This is a genomic window from Granulicatella sp. HMSC31F03 (genome assembly GCF_001807725.1).
GTDB classification, from domain to species: Bacteria; Bacillota; Bacilli; order Lactobacillales; family Aerococcaceae; genus Granulicatella; species Granulicatella adiacens.
The window spans coordinates 35,818-53,011 of the sequence record NZ_KV790853.1; the positions used below are offsets into that span (position 1 = coordinate 35,818).

The following is a 17,194-nucleotide window of genomic DNA, read 5'->3' on the forward strand; positions in this document are numbered from 1 at the left end:
AAAATAAATTCGGTATTTATTCAAAATTAATACACAAAAATACCACTGGTAATCCAGTGGTATCATCATTTTTTTGTATTTTAACCTCTACAGCCATCCTTTTGCTTTTAAATACTCATCGGGGATACGCAGTTCAATCTCTGCCATGATCTCTTTTAAGTAGCTGTCCCAATCTGTTATTTCTTCAAAAAAATATTTTTTTTGGGGAAGTGAGATTCCAATCCCTTTACTAATCACAATATAAAAATCTGTAAAACCTAATTCATAACCAAAATGAGCTTCATAATAATCATAGGCTTTAAATTTAATACTAAACATTTGATGATTTGGCACATCTACCACATCGTAAATGGTCATGTCTGAAGCTCTATCTCCGAACGCTCTTTGAATACGTTCGCTCACTTCTGTCGCTAGCTCTTGCATACTTTTTTTCAACATATGAACACCTCCTGATCTTTCATCTCCAACCCTTGGCTTTTAAAAATTTCTCTGGGATATAAGACTCGATGTCTAACATGATTTCTTTTAGGTAGCTGTCCCAGTCACTTATTTCGCTGTAATGGCTATTTGGCTTAGAAATCACTTTTTCTTTGTTAAGATTAAGAAGTAGGTGAATTTCAAATAAATCGTTTTCGTATATAAATCTTACCCCAGCAAAGTTATAGATGAGAAATTTCAGTTTGAATGTATGACGATTGGGTTCATCATTTATATCATATGCCGTAATAGTATCTACTTTATCCGTAAAAACTTCCCTGATTTTCTTTCGAGTTTCTCTCGCAAGTTCTAGCATATTATTTGTTTGCATACCAATAATCTCCTATTAAATCTAAATCTTTATATCCATGTTGTTCTTGTAAATAATCCCATTCCCACCGTAGTGCAGAATTTTTATACTTATCCAAAGTAGGATCATGAGAAAAACGAATGGTCTTGCCTTGTGCTACAGCGTCGTCTAACGCTGATTTATTAAACGCATCAAACATTTGCTTATCATCTAAGTGAAACTTCTCTTTTATTTTATTCCAATACTCGCCTAAATCAAAATACGTTGTTTTGCCCGCCTTCTTAATATATGAACCCGGCCCAGGAATCCCATAATCCTCGGTGCCATCTGGTCTAATTGTAGGTTCATATTTTCCTAATGTCATTGTATCAGATTCAGGATTTTTAATACTCATTTTTCTGATTTCTGTATATACCTCATCAGACATATTTTTTATTGATGACTTCAACAACTCAGGTTCTTGAATTTGCACCTTAGTTATTGAAGTTTTTGGCGCAGTCTTTCCATTCAAACTAAATTTCTTAACGGCTTTAGAAGCAGCGTACCCACCAACAAAGTTTCCTAATAAGTTCATCAGCTGTGCGGTTTCTTCGTTTCCACCGAGAAGTTTTGTTCCGTGATAGGCTGCTTGACCAGTTGCTAAACCTCCGACTGTTCCCCAGAAGAACTGCGAGATTCCTTGTGCAATACTTTGCGTCTGGGCAATTGGTATTAACATCCCTGTTGTTAATGAGAACACTTGGCCTACATGATTATAAAGTTCTGCATTCCCAAAGAATATCGTATCTCTAATCGGATTAAAAGCTACCGTTTTGCCATCTCCTATGGAACCTAAAATTATATTTTGAACCTCTTCAAATGAGTTCGATGAACCTAGAAGATACATTCCAACTCCCGCAATCTTAAGCATCGGCGCCACAATCGGCAAAGCAGTCCCTCCGGACATGACTAGCGCCGAGACACCGGCTAGAACCGTCAAGACTCCAAATACGAGATTCATAAGCCCTTGCTTGGTTCGTTCTTCGGCATGAAGTGCCTCCATGCGCACTTGATCACGTTCAAGAGCTACTTGAATAATGCCCATACGATCATTTAGTTGGGCTGACACTTGTTCATAGGCTACCATAAACCGTTGAACAGAGGGTAGTTTTCCAAAGGCACCCGATTGATAACTTTCAAGACTCCGATTTCTACTCGAATGTTCCGCTAACAAGCTTTTCGTTGCATCTAGCAATTCCTTAAACGCCTGCAAATCTTGGCGAGCATGCATTTCTTCGTACTGCGTAATGGATTCGTCTAGATGCTTAATATCTTTCATCAGCTTCTCATACGTGAATTTCGTTTTTGTGTGACTAGAGCCTTGGTAATTCACTAACCCTGCGACTCTCAGTTTGGCAGCTGTTAACTGCTCCAACTGTTGTTCGAATCGTTGCTTAGACTTTCCTAGGTCTGAATGAAGCCCCTTATAGACATCTTCAGGCAACTCCGCATGGTTATGAGTGTCGATTTGATAATAGCCATCTTTATACAGTAACAAACTCGTAGAATAGTCATTCATTAGTTGAAGAAAAGTTTGAAGAAGTGTTCCATGAACTTCTCTCATATAGGTTTGCGCACTCGTCATCGCTTTCCCCTGAAGACTACTGTTCCCCGCAAATCCTTCAACCGCTTTGCTTAGGTTTGTTATTGACGCGCCCCATTGTTGGATGGTTTGATTCGTTTGGCCATGCATGGAGGTAATGTCGTTAAACTTTACGTAATAACTCATTTATCATCTTCCTTAAACTTCTAAAAGTAAATTATGTTTGTAAAAATTGTCGCTCTCAATTGATATTATAGCATAATGAATTTGAAAAAATGAGAGAATAAGAAGTTTAATGATATTAAAATAAGCAGTCAATGACTGCTTATAATTATGGATTATAATATGCTTAGGGAACGAATCTTTTTATTTCTTCTTCTGTGCGACATAGGCTTGAATCGCGTCGCAAGCGTATTGGCCCACACCTTTGCCGTATTTATCGAGGTTCGTTCTGAACTCTTCGTTTTGAGCGTAGCCGAATCCGATGCTTGAGAAGACATCGATGGAGCAGTCGAACGCGTAGGCGCACATGTGTTGGTGGAGTTGTTTTGCTAAGTCCACGTTCACAGCGTCTGATGCTGGGAGGCCTTTTTCGATATTTTCAGCAAACGCGAACCAGATCTTGTTGAAGCCGTCTGCTATGATTTCTTCCTTGCCTTTTTGTTTTTCTGCAGTCTCGTTCATTACTGTTTCACCGTATTTTTCAGTCGCGGCTTGTTTATATTTCTCGTTATCTTTGAAGGTGAAGCCTTTGAATTTTTCTTCTGTTGTCATTGTCATTTTCCTTTCTTTTGACTCAATGGTCTTTTCTAAAGTGTCGATTAATGTTAGAAGACGTTCTTTTTCTTTTTGCATTAAAATCAACTGATGTTTCAAGTGAGGCAAGAGATCTTCCTCTTCTTGTTTCATGAGATTTTTGATGTCTTTTAGTGAAAATCCTAAATACTTATAGTACAGGATGGTTTGAAGGAGGGACAATTCCTCTTCACTATAATAGCGATATCCATTCTCATGTTTTTTGGGGGATAGTAAGCCAATTTCATCATAGTGATGTAAAGTGCGCACCGATACACCACTGATTTCGCTCACTTGTTTGATTAAATACATATTTTCAACTCCTAACAATATACAGTGTAATCTATAACGTTACGTAAGGGTCAAGCCTTTTCTCTTTCTTTTTCTTTTTTTTACTATATGAAACGAAGAAGGAAGACACGCCGCTAAGAAGCGGGTGTTCGCCTTCCCGGAACAAGCCTCCTTCTTCGTCCATTTAGAAGCGCAGTAAGATACGATTACGGAAATCTTGCGGACTCATCGTAGCAGTAATGGGGGATAGCAACCAATGTGAATTAGGGCGGGTTAAGGAACAACCTTTACCCGCCCTTTGAAGCTTGGTAGAGATTGAGACACAAGGCTCAAGCCGTTGCCCCATTACAGCTATGATGAAACAATCCGCAAGGATTGGAGTAATCGTATTTATATGAGTATACCTTCTAAGTGGTCGATCTCATGTTGGATGACTTGCGCCGTGAAGTCGGTGAACGTCCCCGTATGCTTCTTGCCGCTTGGGTCGGTGTACGTTATTTCAATCGTTTGATAGCGCGTCGTCTTCTTCGTGCCTGTATGGCTCAGACATCCTTCTTCCGTTTCATAGGGCCCTTGCTTTTTCGTAATCCGTGGGTTCAGCATTACCAAATCCATCGGACCAATCGCTACAATAATAATGTTTTTCTTCACACCAATCATATTCGCTGCCATCCCCACACAACGGTCGCGGTTAGCGCGAAGCGTATCTTGTAAGTCGCGGACGACCTGAGCATCGGCTTTCGGGTCGGCAACACTTGATTTTTGGCTGAGGAAGAGTGGGTCTTTCATAATATTTTTTTGCATGAGTTTGCTCCTTTATACAGTCATTCTAAAAAAGATTTTTGCGATTTCTTCGGGACTTTCCACGCCACCTTTTTGAATCCAGTGGAAGAAAATCGCGCTATTACTATAAATAAAGACTTCTGCGGCATAGTCTTCCGGTAGCGGATAGACGGTCTTGATGGTCTCTTTAATCGGACCGATTTGTTTGGATAATTCCAGTAAGAAATTTCGGACTAGATGAGAAGTATAGTTAAACCGGTTGAGCGAGATGGCATGAATAAAGTCGAAATCTTCTTTTAAATACTCGAAGATTTTAACGATGGGCGCAAAGGCTTCTTCTTTCGTTTTCGGCTGGTCTTTATTCAATAAGAAAATAATGTTTTGTAAAATCTCGTCAATCAGCTGGTCGATCATATCAAATTTATCGACATAATGCAGATAGAAGGTTCCGCGGTTGATTCCGGCTTCCTTTGCAATATCACTCACACTAATCGCTTCGAAGTCCTTTTGTTTCAGGAGTCTTGTGAGCGCAACTTTTAAATCACTTTTCGTTGTGGTTTTACGTTTTTGAATCGTCATTTTTTAAACTCTTTCTTAAATCAACACATTGTTGAGTATTGTGTATTGTTTTTTCGCTAGGCCTATTATAAAGTATGAATGAAGGATAATCAACACAGTGTTCATTTAACTGCGTTGATAGAAATGAGGGATAGACATGGCTTATATCGAAATGAAGAATAGCTATAAACGGTATCATGTCGGCAATACAGAGATTATTGCAAATAATGATGTGAATTTTGAAATTGAAAAAGGCGAGTTGGTCATTATTTTAGGGGCCAGCGGTGCAGGAAAATCCACGGTTCTCAATATTTTAGGTGGCATGGACACCAACGACGAAGGACAAGTCCTTATTGACGGCGTGGACATTTCGACTTTTGATGAAAAACAACTCACTTACTATAGAAGAGACGATGTTGGATTTGTCTTCCAATTTTATAATCTAGTGCCGAACTTAACGGCGAAGGAAAATGTGGAGTTAGCGGCTGAAATCGTAAAAGACGCTCAAGATGCAGAGGAAGCCTTGAAGGCAGTGGGGCTTGAACACCGCATCAATAATTTCCCAGCCCAATTATCGGGTGGGGAACAACAACGCGTTTCCATCGCACGTGCGGTTGCCAAAAATCCAAAGTTATTACTTTGCGACGAGCCAACCGGAGCGCTCGACTACCATACAGGAAAACAAGTGCTTCAAATTTTACAAGATATGTCGCGTAACCAAGGCGCAACGGTCATTATCGTAACGCATAACTCTGCGCTTGCGCCGATTGCCGACCGCGTGATTTATATGCATGACGCGCGCGTGAAGAAAATGGAACTCAATCCAAATCCACAAGATATTCAAACGCTTGAATATTAGAAGGGGGGAGGACGTTGAATAAGAAGACATTAAATAAGGATATAAGGAACTCACTTCGCCAGTCGAAGGGCCGCTTCCTTTCTATTATGTTACTCATGATGCTCGGGGCATTTGCTCTTGTGGGCCTAAAAGTATCGGGGCCGGATATTGAAGACACCTTGAACAGCTATATGGAACAGTCCAACGCTGCCGATTTATTCGTGGTGGCAGGCTACGGGTTAAGTGGCGAAGACCAAGCCGAGATCAAGCAAGAGAACGCCGATGTGGAGTTTGGCTATTTTGCCGATACGGTGATTGGCGATACGCCGAACGCGATTCGTGTGTTCTCTCAGACGACAGATATTTCAACATTCGAATTGGTGAGTGGTAAGTTGCCTACGAAATCAAATGAAGTGGCGCTTGCCCAAACGATGGCGAATCAGTACAAGATTGGCGACACGATTCGATTGAATGAATCTGGAAGTAACGCTCTACTGAAAGAACATGAATTTACCATTACGGGGTTTGTGAACTCCAGCGAGATTCTTTCGAAGACGATTAAAGGCGCTTCTAGTGCAGGGAGCGGGGACCTTAGTGGGTTTGCTGTCGTGCCAAAAGACGCGTTCGATTCTGAAGTTTATACGATTGCGCGACTTCGTTATCCGGATTTGCGCAAATGGAAAACAACGAGCCGTGAGTACTCAGACAAGGTGACGGAGTTGCAACAGGCGCTAGAAGAAAAGTTGGCTGACAATGGAGCGGTGCGCTTAGACGCATTGAAGGCGACGGCCGACGATAAGATTTCAGAAGGTAAAGAAAAAATAACCGATGCCAAGACGCAACTCTCGGATGCCGAGAAGAAATTAGCAGATGGTAAGAGTGAAATCGAAAAGAACGAAAAGACGCTTGCAAACGGGCAAAAAGAAGTAGCTGACAACGAAGCAATGATTGCTTCTGGAGATGCGAAGTTAAACGCTGCATGGAATCAGTTGGAAGCTAGCCGCGAACAACTCGAAAGTGCCCGTGTGCAAATCGAACAAGCCGTGGCTACTTTAGCCCAGAAGAAAACTCAGTTGGATGATGCAAGTGCCAAGTTAACAGAAGCCGAGACGCAACTCACGGCCAAAAAAGAAGAGCTTGCAAGTGGACAGGAACAGCTTGAAGCCGGCAAAACGCAATTAGCACAGGCCAAAGCGCAACTAGAAGCGGGTAAGGTAGACCTCGAAACGAAGAAGACAGCCTTAGCGCAAGGAAAGGCACTTTTAGCTAGTGACCCTGCTGCGGCTGCTGCAAAAGGAATTACCAAAGAGAGCCTTCAAGCGATGGAGACAGCTTTAACGCAAGCAGAAGCCCAGCTTACTCAAACAGAGGCGACACTTACGGCCAAAGAACAAGTGCTCACTCAAAAAGAACAAGAACTCACAGCGGGTCAAACGGCGATTTCAAATGCTGAGGCTGAACTTGCATCGAAGAAACAACAATTACTCGCAGGGCAAGAAGCATACCGACAAGGCCTAGCCAAGTATTATGCTAGCTACAGCCAGTACGTCGATGGGCTAGAACAATATCGCCAAGGAGTAGCAACTTTTGAAGCCAACGCTGGTACTTTAGAAGAAGGCAAGGCGAAACTAACTGAAGCCAAGAAAACGTTAGCGGACGGTGAAGCTAAACTCGCGGATGCCAAAACGCAGCTAAAAGAAAGCGAAGAAACGTACAACGAAAAGAAAAAATCAGCCGACAAGGATATTCAGAAGGCGGAATCGGACCTTGAAAAGGCGAAAGTGGACGTTTCAAAACTCACGAAACCGAAGTACTCCGTATACACGCGCTCGACGATGCTTGGAAGCGAAGGATTCTTCAATATGAAGACGACAGCCGAAGGGATTACGTCGGTGGGGAACCTCTTCCCGATTGTGCTTTATGCCGTTGCGGCTCTTGTAACGGTAACGACGATGACGCGTTTTGTGAATGAAGAACGAATCAATGCCGGAGTGTTGAAGGCGCTAGGGTATGAAACAAAAGACGTGATGAAGAAATTTGCCGTGTATGGATTTGCGGCAGGGGTCTCAGGAACTATTCTAGGTATCTTACTTGGAACGTATGCATTGCCAAGTGCTTTAGGTGCGACCTTGATGAAGGATACGGTATTGCCAAGTATCCAGTTGAATTTCCATCCACTCATCGCCGTGATTGCGATTATTTGCTCGCTTATCTGTAGCGTGGTACCTCCATTATGGATTGCCCGCCGTGAACTTCATGAGCAAGCTTCAGCGCTTCTCTTGCCGAAAGCTCCAGTGGCTGGGTCGAAGATTCTTCTCGAGCGTATTCCGTTCATTTGGAACCGCCTCAGCTTCACGCATAAGGTAACGGCGCGGAATATTTTCCGTTATAAACAACGGATGTTCATGACGATTTTCGGGGTAGCTGGGAGCGTGGCGCTTCTCTTTGCAGGGCGCGGAATTCTCGGGTCACTAGACGGGATTGCGGATCGTCAGTTCAAGGAATTGATTACCTATGATGCGATTGTGTCAAAAGAGTCCGTGTTGACGGTTTCCGAACAAACAGCATTACAAAACTATTTAACCTCTTCAAACGTGACTGCTTATAGCGACGTCTATAGCGAATCGGTAACACGTGAGGTGCCAGGTGTGGACGATGAGCAGTCCGTGACAGTGCTTGTCGGGGAGGAAACCAACCTTTCTCCGTATCTTCATTTGAATGATGCGAAGACGAAGAAAGCTGTGACACTTCCAGAGGGTGGCGTGTTGATTTCCGAGAAATTAGCTAAACTCTTGAACGTGAAAACAGGCGACACCTTTACGCTTCCAAATAAGGACGGTGAGGATGTGACGTTAACGGTTGGAGGCATCGTAGAAATGTACGCTGGCCACTTCGTCATCATGACCCCAGAAGTGTACGCTAAGACCTATGGAGAGATGCCAACTGACAACGCCATCTTTGTTCAGTTCAAAGACAAAGACGCTTCTAGCGTACAAAAAGCCGCAGCAGACTTAATGGCTCTTGACGGGGTGAAAGCCGTTGTGCAAAACACGTCCATGGTGAGTCGTATCAATACGATTGTTGGTTCGTTAAGTCGCGTAATGATGATTTTAACGGCTGTGTCGATTTTACTCGCGGTGGTAATCTTGTATAACTTAACAAATATCAACGTAGCCGAACGGATTCGCGAGCTCTCAACGATTAAGGTACTCGGTTTCTTGAACAAAGAAGTCACATTGTATATTTACCGTGAAACGATTTTATTATCGGTCATCGGGATTGTTGTGGGATTGTTGTTCGGGCGAGTGCTGCATCGGGTGATTATTGAGACGGTGGCGCCGGGGTTTGTTATGTTTAATCCCACGGTCAGATGGTTTGTATATGTGTTGCCAAGTGTGATTGTGATTGTCATCTTGGTGGCGCTAGGGTATATGGTGAACCATCTCCTCCAACGCATCGATATGCTAGAAGCCCTCAAGTCTGTGGATTAGAAACTATTATATAAGCAAAGAAAAATCCTTACGGATTCATCAATAATGATTGTAAGTCGGGTACCGGCTGTAGCCTATGGTCTACAGCCTACCGAGCTTCAAACTGACTCTAGGAAATAAATTTCCAGAGTCAGTAATTCACATCGGTTACTAAACCGTACTACAATCATTATTGGATCCGTAGGATTTTTTCTTTGCTTCTTTTGTGCCTACAGATTTGGGGATCTGCATTTGGAGCAGGGATTACCTATATCACATGGCAACCATATACAAACCGTCCTTTTTAGAGAGGGGCGGATGGGAAACAAAAAACGGAGCGCGGGGCTCCGTTTTTTTAATCAAATTCAAGTTGTTTTGGTTTTAAGATGGCGGATGCAATGGTGAAAAGGATGGCGCCTATAAAGGTTGGGACAATCCACTCAAGGCCGTATGTGGCTAGTGGGAGAGTTCCAATCCAAGAGGCTACGTCTCCTAGTAAGTTTCCGCCGAGTAATTGTGAAAGGGTGTTGATTCCTTGTACAAGTCCAACGATTCCAGCTCCGACAACCGCTCCAAGATACGTCCAGTCGTATGGGAGGTATTGGTCAAATGCCGAGAAGAGAATGAGTGCAATCACGATTGGGAAGATGAAGGTCAATACTGGAACAGCAAGGTTAATGAGTGAATCCACGCCGACAAGCGAGATGATGAATTCCACTGCTACCGTGACAAGAATAATTTTCTTGTATTGTAATTTTCCTTTAGAGACTTCTTCAAAATACTGTCCGCAAGTGGTTGTTAGTCCAATCGCAGTTGTGAGGCAGGCAAAGCAGACCGCAAGTCCCATCGCGAGTTGCCCCCATGATCCGAGTAAAGTTTTAACAATGGTTGTTAAAATAGCAGAACGTTGCTCAGTTGAGTCGATCACTGTGCTCATGCTGGCCCCGCTGTAAGCTAGTGTTGAGTATACGACAGCAAGTAGGATGAAGGCTACGATGCCGACACCGAACATCATTCTGAATTGTTCTTTTCGATTTAAATACCCGCGACGCGTAATATCTTTCATCACGACTCCGGCTAAGAGAGGTGCTCCGAGCACATCCATGGTTTGATAGCCTTCTTTAAAACCTTGTGCAAATAGTCCGCTTCCGTCTGTTGTGGCAAATGTTGCATTTGGTTGAAGGATGGCTCCGACAAAGATACAGAAGAGAATAAGTAATAGAATCGGTGTTAAATATTTTCCGATGGCATCCATGACGGAGTTTTCCTTGTATGTAATCCAGAGGACAACTCCAAAGAATACGAGGGAAGTGATCCATTGAGGTGCGTCAGGAAAATACGATTGTACGAAAATCTCATGCGTTGACGCTCCTGTACGAGGAACCGCAAAAATGGGCCCGATTAAGAGAACGCAGATAGCATTCAAGACGCCTGCAAAAACAGGATGAATCCGTCGTCCGACCGCTAGTGCACTTCCGCCAAGAGTGGCCACGACCATTACGGCAACGACGGATAGCAGAGGGTCACTGATTAAAAATGCAAAGGTTGCAGTTCCCCAATTTTCTCCTGCCGTCACTCCTAGATAAGGTGGGAAAATTAAATTTCCGGCTCCAAAGAAGATGGCAAACAGAGCAAAACCGATAATGATAATATCTATGAATTTCTTTTTCATTGAACCACTTCCTAACATTAAAAAATAATTAAAAATAGTTTAACATAAACTGAGAATGAATGCACTTGAAAACAAAACCTAACGTTGGATAAAATAGTTTCTTTATTGTTCGTTTTTAGGTATAATAAAGCGTGCAAGAAAACCATTTTAAAGGAGCGTAACTCATAAATGCGTAAAGTTTATTTAAACCACGATGGTGGCGTTGATGATTTAGTATCATTATATTTACTATTAAAAATGGAAGACGTGGAATTAGTAGGGGTCGGCGTCATCGAAGCGGACTGCTATTTAGTACCAGCGGTGGAAGCCAGCAAGAAGATTATCCATAAATTCGGTTCTGAAAAAGACAAACAATTGAAAGTTGCTTCTTCAGACTCTCGCCCTGTGAACCCATTCCCGAAAGAGTGGAGAATGCATACCTTCACAGTGGACGCACTTCCAATCTTAAACGAACATAAACCAATCACGGTGCAAGACTCACCATTAAAAGCGCACGAAGATTTAATCCGTGCCTTAAAAGAATCGAATGAGAAAGTGGACCTTGTATTCGTAGGACCATTAACAGACTTAGCTCGTGCGTTAGATCAAGACCCAACCATCGAAGAAAACATCGGAAAACTTTACTGGATGGGTGGAACTTTCCTTGATATGGGGAACGTGGAAGACCCTGAACACGACGGAACTGCAGAGTGGAATGTGTACTGGGATCCATTTGCGGCAAAACGCGTTTGGAAATCAGGCATCCAAATCGAACTTGTGGCGCTTGAAAGTACAAACATGGTGCCATTATCTCTTGATGTTCGCGACCGTTGGGCAAAAGAACGTGCCATCGAAGGCGTTGACTTCTTAGGGCAATGTTACGCAATCGTGCCTCCTCTTACTCACTACGTAACGAACTCAACATACTTCCTATGGGACGTGTTAACGACCGCTTCATTCGGGAAAGAAGACCTTGTCAAACGTTCTGTGGTGAATAGTGACGTGATTGTTGCCGGTGCAAGCCGTGGCCGTACCATCAAAGCAGAGAATGGCCGCCCAGTCGACCTTGTCTACCACGTCGACCGCGATGCCTTCTTCGATTACATCACGAATTTGGCGAAAAAATAATATAAATAGCTTCTGGCGCTATCGAAAGAGAAGCGCCTTTTTTTATGATTTAGTATTATAAATAGCAGAATTTATCTAAAGAAAGGGTTTACAAAAATTTAAGATAGTATTATACTTGGCGTATAGATAAGGTACAAAAAAGTGTATTTTCATAAATGGGGGTGCTTTTTATGATCGTTTAAGGAAAGATAGTTTCTATTGTACAAAAAAATGTATATTGAACGGAGGAGTTATGATGTTAAAAAATTTTAAGAAGCAAGTGTTAATGATTAGCTCTGTAGTATGTGCATTAGGATTAGTAGGATGTTCAAATAAAACAGTTCCTCAAAGTTCAGAAACAACAGTTGTGGCTGAGAATAAAGAAAACAATGAGTCGTCAAAAGCTCTTGAAAAAGCAATTGACGCAGTTGCTTTTTCTTATGTGAAAAGCCAATTAGCAGAAACAAACCCTAAAGCTACTCCTGGAGCGCAAATTGTTGTTTTAAAAGATGGAAAAATAGTTTTTAAAAAGAGCTATGGAACGATTCAAGCGTTTGATTTTTCGAAGAATCCTGCTGAAAAGATTGAAAATCCTTCTGCAGTTACTGATGATACGCTCTTTGATTTAGCCTCAGTTACAAAAATTAGTGCGACAACTCAAGTTTTTATGCATTTAGTATATGAAGGAAAAGTGAAGCTAGATGATAAGGTAACGAAATATTTACCTGAATTTGGAAAGAATGGAAAAGAAGATGTAACAATTGGTCAATTACTCAGTCATACATCCGGTCTTCCACAATGGAAAGCAATTTATTTATATTCAAACAATCGACAAGATACATTGAAATACATTGAAGATCAAAAGTTAGAATTTAAACCTGGAGAGTATAAGTACAGTGATTTAGGCTATATGACTTTAGCGTTTATTGCAGAAAAAATTACAGGAGAAGCATTTGACAAATATGTTGCTAAAACGATTTATGAACCGCTTGAAATGAAAAATACGATGTTTAACCCAACTAAAAATGGTGTTGATAAATCAAAAATTGCGGTAACTTCATACGGAAATCCTTTTGAAAAGATGATGATCGATGAGGTAAATTTCCCTAAATTTGGATATGACATGACAGCAGATAAAGAAGCGTTCGAAAAGTTCAATGGATGGCGTAATTACGAGCTCCAAGGTGAAGTGAATGATGGGAATGCTTTTATGGCAAATGAAGGATATGCTGGTCACGCAGGGTTGTTTTCTACTGCTACTGATTTATCAACCTTATATCAAGTTTTAGTAGATAAAGGAAAACGAGGAGATACGGTTCTATATGACGAAAAAACCGTGGAACTATTCTTACAAGATGTATTTAAAACAAAATCAGGTTCAATTCAATCTTATGGATATTTAAAGAATGCTGGGTGGATGCAATCTTTGGCGGAAGATGCGATTGGACACAATGGATTTACGGGCACTTATGTAACAATTTCTCCAAAAAATAAGATAGTAGTAATTGTTCTGACCAATAAAATGAATAATGGACAACAAAAATCTGGAAATTATAGTAACACTCACGATTTTGCTAGCGCAGTCAATTATGCAGTCCATAATGAATTCTTAAGTGAAAAATAGAGGAGGATGTTAAATGAAAAAAATTGTAGTTGGTGGTCAAATTGATAAAGAGGAAGTAAAAGCTTTAGTACTTCAGTATGGTTTGCCAGAAGATAGCGTGGAAGTGAAGAGTGATTTGGATGCTGCGATGGCTATTAAATCTGGGACAGCTGATTATTATATTGGAGCTTGCAACACTGGCGGGGGAGGAGCTTTGGCGATGGCTCTAGCTCTTTTAGGAAGAGATAATTGTGTGACGGTTTCGATGCCTGGAAAAATAATGCCAGAAGAAGAAATTAGGGAAAATGTTCGAAGTGGAAAGAAAGCATTTGGATTTACAGCGCAACATAAAAATGATGTTATCCCAATTATCATGGAAGAACTAAATAAAATTTAATAGAAAAAGAGGGAAAGACGATGGATAAAACTTTAGAATTAATAGTTATTGCGTTGCTAGGCGCATTGTGTTCGATTCTAGCGAATAAAGGAATCGCTGTTTTTAATGATGGGTTAAGACCAATTCTTCCAGAATATTTAGAAAAGAAGATTGGTAAAAAGGAATTAGCAGCAACAAGTTTTGCGTTGAGTTTTGGATTGGTTATCGGATTTGGTATTCCAGTATCGATTGGGGCTTCCATTATTTTAGTGCATAGTATTTTATTGATGACAGATATTATCGGTTCTTGGGCTCCAGAAGGAAAAATCGGGATGGTTGTATCAGGAGTAGTTGGAGCACTCTATGGTGTGGGACTTGTGTTAGGTTTACAAGCTGTAGTTGATTTGTTCAATATGCTACCTGTGAACTTTATGCCTGCACTATCTTCTGTAGGATCGCCTATTATCGTAGGGTTTAGTATTTTCCCTGCAATTGCGATTGCAAGCCAACATGGATTTAAAAAAGCAGCAATCACTCTATTAGCGACTTTATTAGCATTGTTTACAGTCAAACAATTTGGAACGATTAAATTAGAAGCGACTACCATTAAACTAAGTGCAGAAGGAATGTCTTTACTTGTAGGTATGATTTTCATGATTGTATTTGCAATGCAAGTAAAAGGAGATGGAAGTAATTCGAATGAGACTTTAGTGAGTGTATTCTTAGAACGTGTAAATAGAATTAAGAAAAATTGGCTTTGGTTATCACTTACAGGAGGTCTTGTATCTGCTTCTACTAGTTTAATGATTCTTGCTGGGGATCCAATTTCATTAAAATTATTAACTGAAGGAAAAATTAGTGAAGCTGCTTTAGCTGCTTTTGCTCGAGGTATTGGATTTATTCCGTTAGTCTTCTCAACAGCAATTGTAACAGGGGTTTATAGCCCAGCTGGAGCGACGTTTGTATTTGTAGTGGGGATGTTACTAAATGGTAATCCGTTAGTTGCATTTATTGCCGGTGCGGCATTGATGTTTGTTGAAGTTCAATTGTTAGCATTAGTGGCTAAAGGATTGGATAAATTCCCTGGAATTCGTGAAATGGGCGAACACATTCGTACAGCAATGAATAAAGTCTTAGAAGTGGCTTTATTAGTTGGTGGTGCTATTGCATCTGAAAAAATCGCACCTGGGATTGGATACTTCTGGGTTATCGGCTTGCTTCTTCTAAATAGAAAGGCTAAAAGTCCTATCGTTGAACTAGCTATCGGACCAGTTGCAGCAATCAGTTTAGGAATTATTGTTAATATTCTTTACATGGTTGGATTATTCACACCAGTTGCTGGATAGGAGATTGTTGATATGACGTTCATAGATGGAATTACTTATATGCACGAGCATACGACCATTGATTTATCTAGATTAAAAAATATTGATGATACTAATTTAAATTGCTTTGATGAAACAGTAGAAGAATTTAAAAAATTATATGCTAAAGGGGTTCGTAACATCGTAGATGTTACGAATCTTGATATGAGAAGAAATCCTTTATATGTTCAAAAGGTTGCTGAGCTTAGTAAAATTAATATTATTCAAGCGACAGGCTTTTATCAAGATAAATTTTTACCGGAATTCGTGACTGATGCGAGTGTGGAAGAGTTAGCTGATTTGATGCGTAGAGAGATTCTGGAAGGAATTGATGGCACCAATATAAAAGCGCAAATTATTGGTGAAATAGGAACAAGTAAAAATATGATGACTGATAGAGAAAGAAAGGTTTTTCTCGCCTCGTCAATTGTTCATAAAGACTTAGGAGTTCCAATTACTACTCATACAACTCTAGGAACATATGGTCATGAGCAAGTCGCTTTCTTTAAAAAAGAGAATGTAGACTTAGATAGAGTCATTATTGGACATGTCGATTTAACGGGCGATGTAAATTATATTCTTAAGATGTTAGATGAAGGTGTCTATGTAGAGTTTGATACTGTGGGTAAAGAGAACTACCAACCCGACTTATTGAGAGTAGAAATGCTAAAGGAAATTGAGCAAAGAGGCTATGAAGACAAGGTATTCTTATCTATGGATATTACGCGGAAGTCAAACCTAGAATATCAAGGTGGAATAGGTTATTCTTATCTATTAGATCGTTTTGTTCCAATGTTACGAGAGGGAGGAGTCTCAGACAAATTCATCCGTAAAATGTTAGTGGAAAATCCTAAGCGATTTTTGGTAAGGAGTAAAAGATGAAAAGTTATCCTTTAAAAAGTTTGACACTCGTAGAAGCGCAAGAAATGCAATTCAGATTAGTAGATGAGATTACTAAAGTCTTTCCTGGAAATGAAATTTTAACTAGGGGAGATTTAGGAGTAGTTAAAGGTCTGAATCAACCTGTGTATACAAGAAAGGTCGAAAAGGTTATTGCAAACTTTTTTGACGCAGACGAAGCGTTGTTAGTTAGAGGGTCAGGAACGAATGCTATAAGACTGGCATTGCATGTGGGTGTTAATCGTAAAAAGAAAATATTAATTCATGATGCACCTATTTACCCAACAACAAATGTGAGTTTTGAGATGTTAGGTATCGCATATGAAAAAGTGGACTTTAATGATTTAAATGCTCTGAAAGATATCATTAAAAGTAAAGAAATAACGTCAGCTCTGGTTCAAGTTACGAGACAACTTCCATCTGATTCATATGAAACAGAAACAGTTATTAAAACAATTAAAGAGTTGCGCCCTGATATATTTGTGATTACAGATGATAACTACTCTGTTTTTAAAACAGAAAAGATTGGGGTTCAATATGGAGCGGATATTTCTTGTTTTTCAACATTTAAGCTCTTAGGTCCAGAAGGAATAGGTTGTTTAGTAGGAAATTCCGAATCGCTACAAAGCTTGAAAAAAGAAAACTATTCTGGTGGAGGACAAGTGCAGGGACATGAAGCTCTAGATGTTTTAAAAGGGATGATATATGTTCCGGTTTCTCAAGCTATTTCCGCTAAAGTTGGCGAGGAAGTATGTGAATCGCTAAATCAGGGGACCTTAGATATGGTTAAAGAAGCCTCTATTGTGAATGCACAATCGAGAGTTTTGATTGTAGAATTAAAAGAACCGATTGCTGAAGCGGTGATTGAGGAAGCGACGAAGTTAGGTGCGTTGCCGTATCCTGTAGGAGCTGAATCTCAATATGAGTTTTGCCCTTTGTTTTATAGAGTTTCCGGCACTTTTAGAAATGCGGATCCAACAGCAGAAAAGCGTTTGATCCGAATTAATCCGAATCGCTCTGGGGCTAAAACTATTATAAGAATATTGAAAGAATCTATAGAAAAAGTGAAAGAATAAATAAGAGGAAGAG

The 17,194-nt window shown here is 40.6% G+C and carries 15 protein-coding genes; 8 read left to right on the plus strand and 7 right to left on the minus strand.

The genetic code is table 11. The annotated features are described in order from the left end of the window. Positions 1–87: 87 nt before the first annotated feature. The 6 genes from HMPREF3106_RS04995 to HMPREF3106_RS05020 all read right to left on the minus strand — a co-directional run bounded on the left by HMPREF3106_RS04995 (position 88) and on the right by HMPREF3106_RS05020 (position 4,817). A complete protein-coding gene (locus tag HMPREF3106_RS04995) occupies positions 88–438 on the minus strand; it encodes a hypothetical protein (protein ID WP_070444744.1) in 351 nt (116 codons plus the stop codon). Positions 439–457: 19 nt separating this feature from the next. Continuing rightward, on the minus strand, positions 458–808 hold the full coding sequence (locus tag HMPREF3106_RS05000; protein WP_070444746.1) for a hypothetical protein: 351 nt from the start codon (positions 806–808) through the stop codon (positions 458–460). Then, positions 795–2,555, minus strand: a complete 1,761-nt coding sequence (locus HMPREF3106_RS05005; RefSeq protein ID WP_070444748.1) for a T7SS effector LXG polymorphic toxin — start codon at positions 2,553–2,555, stop codon at positions 795–797. The genes HMPREF3106_RS05000 and HMPREF3106_RS05005 overlap by 14 nt, the downstream gene beginning before the upstream one ends. 180 nt (positions 2,556–2,735) lie before the next feature. After that, positions 2,736–3,476, minus strand: coding sequence for a MerR family transcriptional regulator (locus tag HMPREF3106_RS05010; RefSeq protein WP_070444750.1), 741 nt, complete (start codon positions 3,474–3,476; stop codon positions 2,736–2,738). 369 nt (positions 3,477–3,845) lie between these two features. Beyond that, on the minus strand, positions 3,846–4,259 hold the full coding sequence (locus HMPREF3106_RS05015) for a peptide deformylase (protein ID WP_070444752.1): 414 nt from the start codon (positions 4,257–4,259) through the stop codon (positions 3,846–3,848). 12 nt (positions 4,260–4,271) lie between these two features. Further along, positions 4,272–4,817: a TetR/AcrR family transcriptional regulator gene (locus HMPREF3106_RS05020; RefSeq protein ID WP_070444754.1), complete on the minus strand. Its 546-nt coding sequence runs from the start codon at positions 4,815–4,817 to the stop codon at positions 4,272–4,274. A gap of 136 nt (positions 4,818–4,953) precedes the next feature. Between HMPREF3106_RS05020 and HMPREF3106_RS05025 the strand changes: the two genes are divergently transcribed. Next, positions 4,954–5,655, plus strand: coding sequence for an ABC transporter ATP-binding protein (locus HMPREF3106_RS05025; protein WP_070444757.1), 702 nt, complete (start codon positions 4,954–4,956; stop codon positions 5,653–5,655). A 14-nt stretch (positions 5,656–5,669) separates the two neighbouring features. Then, complete coding sequence (locus tag HMPREF3106_RS05030; RefSeq protein ID WP_070444758.1) at positions 5,670–9,125, plus strand: FtsX-like permease family protein; 3,456 nt, start codon at positions 5,670–5,672, stop codon at positions 9,123–9,125. 334 nt (positions 9,126–9,459) lie between these two features. Here the strand turns inward: HMPREF3106_RS05030 and brnQ are convergent, their stop codons facing one another. After that, positions 9,460–10,776, minus strand: a complete 1,317-nt coding sequence (gene brnQ, locus HMPREF3106_RS05035; RefSeq protein WP_070444760.1) for a branched-chain amino acid transport system II carrier protein — start codon at positions 10,774–10,776, stop codon at positions 9,460–9,462. A gap of 168 nt (positions 10,777–10,944) precedes the next feature. Between brnQ and HMPREF3106_RS05040 the strand changes: the two genes are divergently transcribed. The 6 genes from HMPREF3106_RS05040 to HMPREF3106_RS05065 all read left to right on the plus strand — a co-directional run bounded on the left by HMPREF3106_RS05040 (position 10,945) and on the right by HMPREF3106_RS05065 (position 17,181). Then, positions 10,945–11,883, plus strand: a complete 939-nt coding sequence (locus HMPREF3106_RS05040) for a nucleoside hydrolase (RefSeq protein ID WP_070444761.1) — start codon at positions 10,945–10,947, stop codon at positions 11,881–11,883. Between the two features lie 235 nt (positions 11,884–12,118). After that, on the plus strand, positions 12,119–13,486 hold the full coding sequence (locus tag HMPREF3106_RS05045) for a serine hydrolase domain-containing protein (protein ID WP_210384824.1): 1,368 nt from the start codon (positions 12,119–12,121) through the stop codon (positions 13,484–13,486). A gap of 13 nt (positions 13,487–13,499) precedes the next feature. Beyond that, positions 13,500–13,862 carry a DUF2620 domain-containing protein gene (locus tag HMPREF3106_RS05050; RefSeq protein WP_005606212.1) on the plus strand — a complete coding sequence of 121 codons (363 nt, stop codon included), beginning with the start codon at positions 13,500–13,502 and terminating at the stop codon, positions 13,860–13,862. 20 nt (positions 13,863–13,882) lie between these two features. Beyond that, positions 13,883–15,187 (plus strand): YhfT family protein, encoded by a 1,305-nt coding sequence (locus HMPREF3106_RS05055; RefSeq protein ID WP_005606210.1) that lies wholly within the window; start codon positions 13,883–13,885, stop codon positions 15,185–15,187. A gap of 12 nt (positions 15,188–15,199) precedes the next feature. Beyond that, positions 15,200–16,087: a phosphotriesterase family protein gene (locus HMPREF3106_RS05060; protein ID WP_070444763.1), complete on the plus strand. Its 888-nt coding sequence runs from the start codon at positions 15,200–15,202 to the stop codon at positions 16,085–16,087. Then, positions 16,084–17,181: an aminotransferase class V-fold PLP-dependent enzyme gene (locus HMPREF3106_RS05065; RefSeq protein WP_070444765.1), complete on the plus strand. Its 1,098-nt coding sequence runs from the start codon at positions 16,084–16,086 to the stop codon at positions 17,179–17,181. The genes HMPREF3106_RS05060 and HMPREF3106_RS05065 overlap by 4 nt, the downstream gene beginning before the upstream one ends. The last annotated feature ends 13 nt before the right edge of the window (positions 17,182–17,194 follow it).

Excerpts from the sequence above, each read along its gene's own strand:
- HMPREF3106_RS04995 (WP_070444744.1), bottom strand. The coding sequence starts at position 438 with ATGTTGAAAAAAAGTATGCAAGAGCTAGCGACAGAAGTGAGCGAACGT.
- HMPREF3106_RS05065 (WP_070444765.1), top strand. The coding sequence starts at position 16,084 with ATGAAAAGTTATCCTTTAAAAAGTTTGACACTCGTAGAAGCGCAAGAA.
- brnQ (WP_070444760.1), bottom strand. The coding sequence starts at position 10,776 with ATGAAAAAGAAATTCATAGATATTATCATTATCGGTTTTGCTCTGTTT.
- HMPREF3106_RS05005 (WP_070444748.1), bottom strand. The coding sequence starts at position 2,555 with ATGAGTTATTACGTAAAGTTTAACGACATTACCTCCATGCATGGCCAA.
- HMPREF3106_RS05010 (WP_070444750.1), bottom strand. The coding sequence starts at position 3,476 with ATGTATTTAATCAAACAAGTGAGCGAAATCAGTGGTGTATCGGTGCGC.
- HMPREF3106_RS05060 (WP_070444763.1), top strand. The coding sequence starts at position 15,200 with ATGACGTTCATAGATGGAATTACTTATATGCACGAGCATACGACCATT.
- HMPREF3106_RS05015 (WP_070444752.1), bottom strand. The coding sequence starts at position 4,259 with ATGCAAAAAAATATTATGAAAGACCCACTCTTCCTCAGCCAAAAATCA.
- HMPREF3106_RS05055 (WP_005606210.1), top strand. The coding sequence starts at position 13,883 with ATGGATAAAACTTTAGAATTAATAGTTATTGCGTTGCTAGGCGCATTG.
- HMPREF3106_RS05050 (WP_005606212.1), top strand. The coding sequence starts at position 13,500 with ATGAAAAAAATTGTAGTTGGTGGTCAAATTGATAAAGAGGAAGTAAAA.
- HMPREF3106_RS05045 (WP_210384824.1), top strand. The coding sequence starts at position 12,119 with ATGTTAAAAAATTTTAAGAAGCAAGTGTTAATGATTAGCTCTGTAGTA.
- HMPREF3106_RS05040 (WP_070444761.1), top strand. The coding sequence starts at position 10,945 with ATGCGTAAAGTTTATTTAAACCACGATGGTGGCGTTGATGATTTAGTA.
- HMPREF3106_RS05000 (WP_070444746.1), bottom strand. The coding sequence starts at position 808 with ATGCAAACAAATAATATGCTAGAACTTGCGAGAGAAACTCGAAAGAAA.
- HMPREF3106_RS05025 (WP_070444757.1), top strand. The coding sequence starts at position 4,954 with ATGGCTTATATCGAAATGAAGAATAGCTATAAACGGTATCATGTCGGC.
- HMPREF3106_RS05020 (WP_070444754.1), bottom strand. The coding sequence starts at position 4,817 with ATGACGATTCAAAAACGTAAAACCACAACGAAAAGTGATTTAAAAGTT.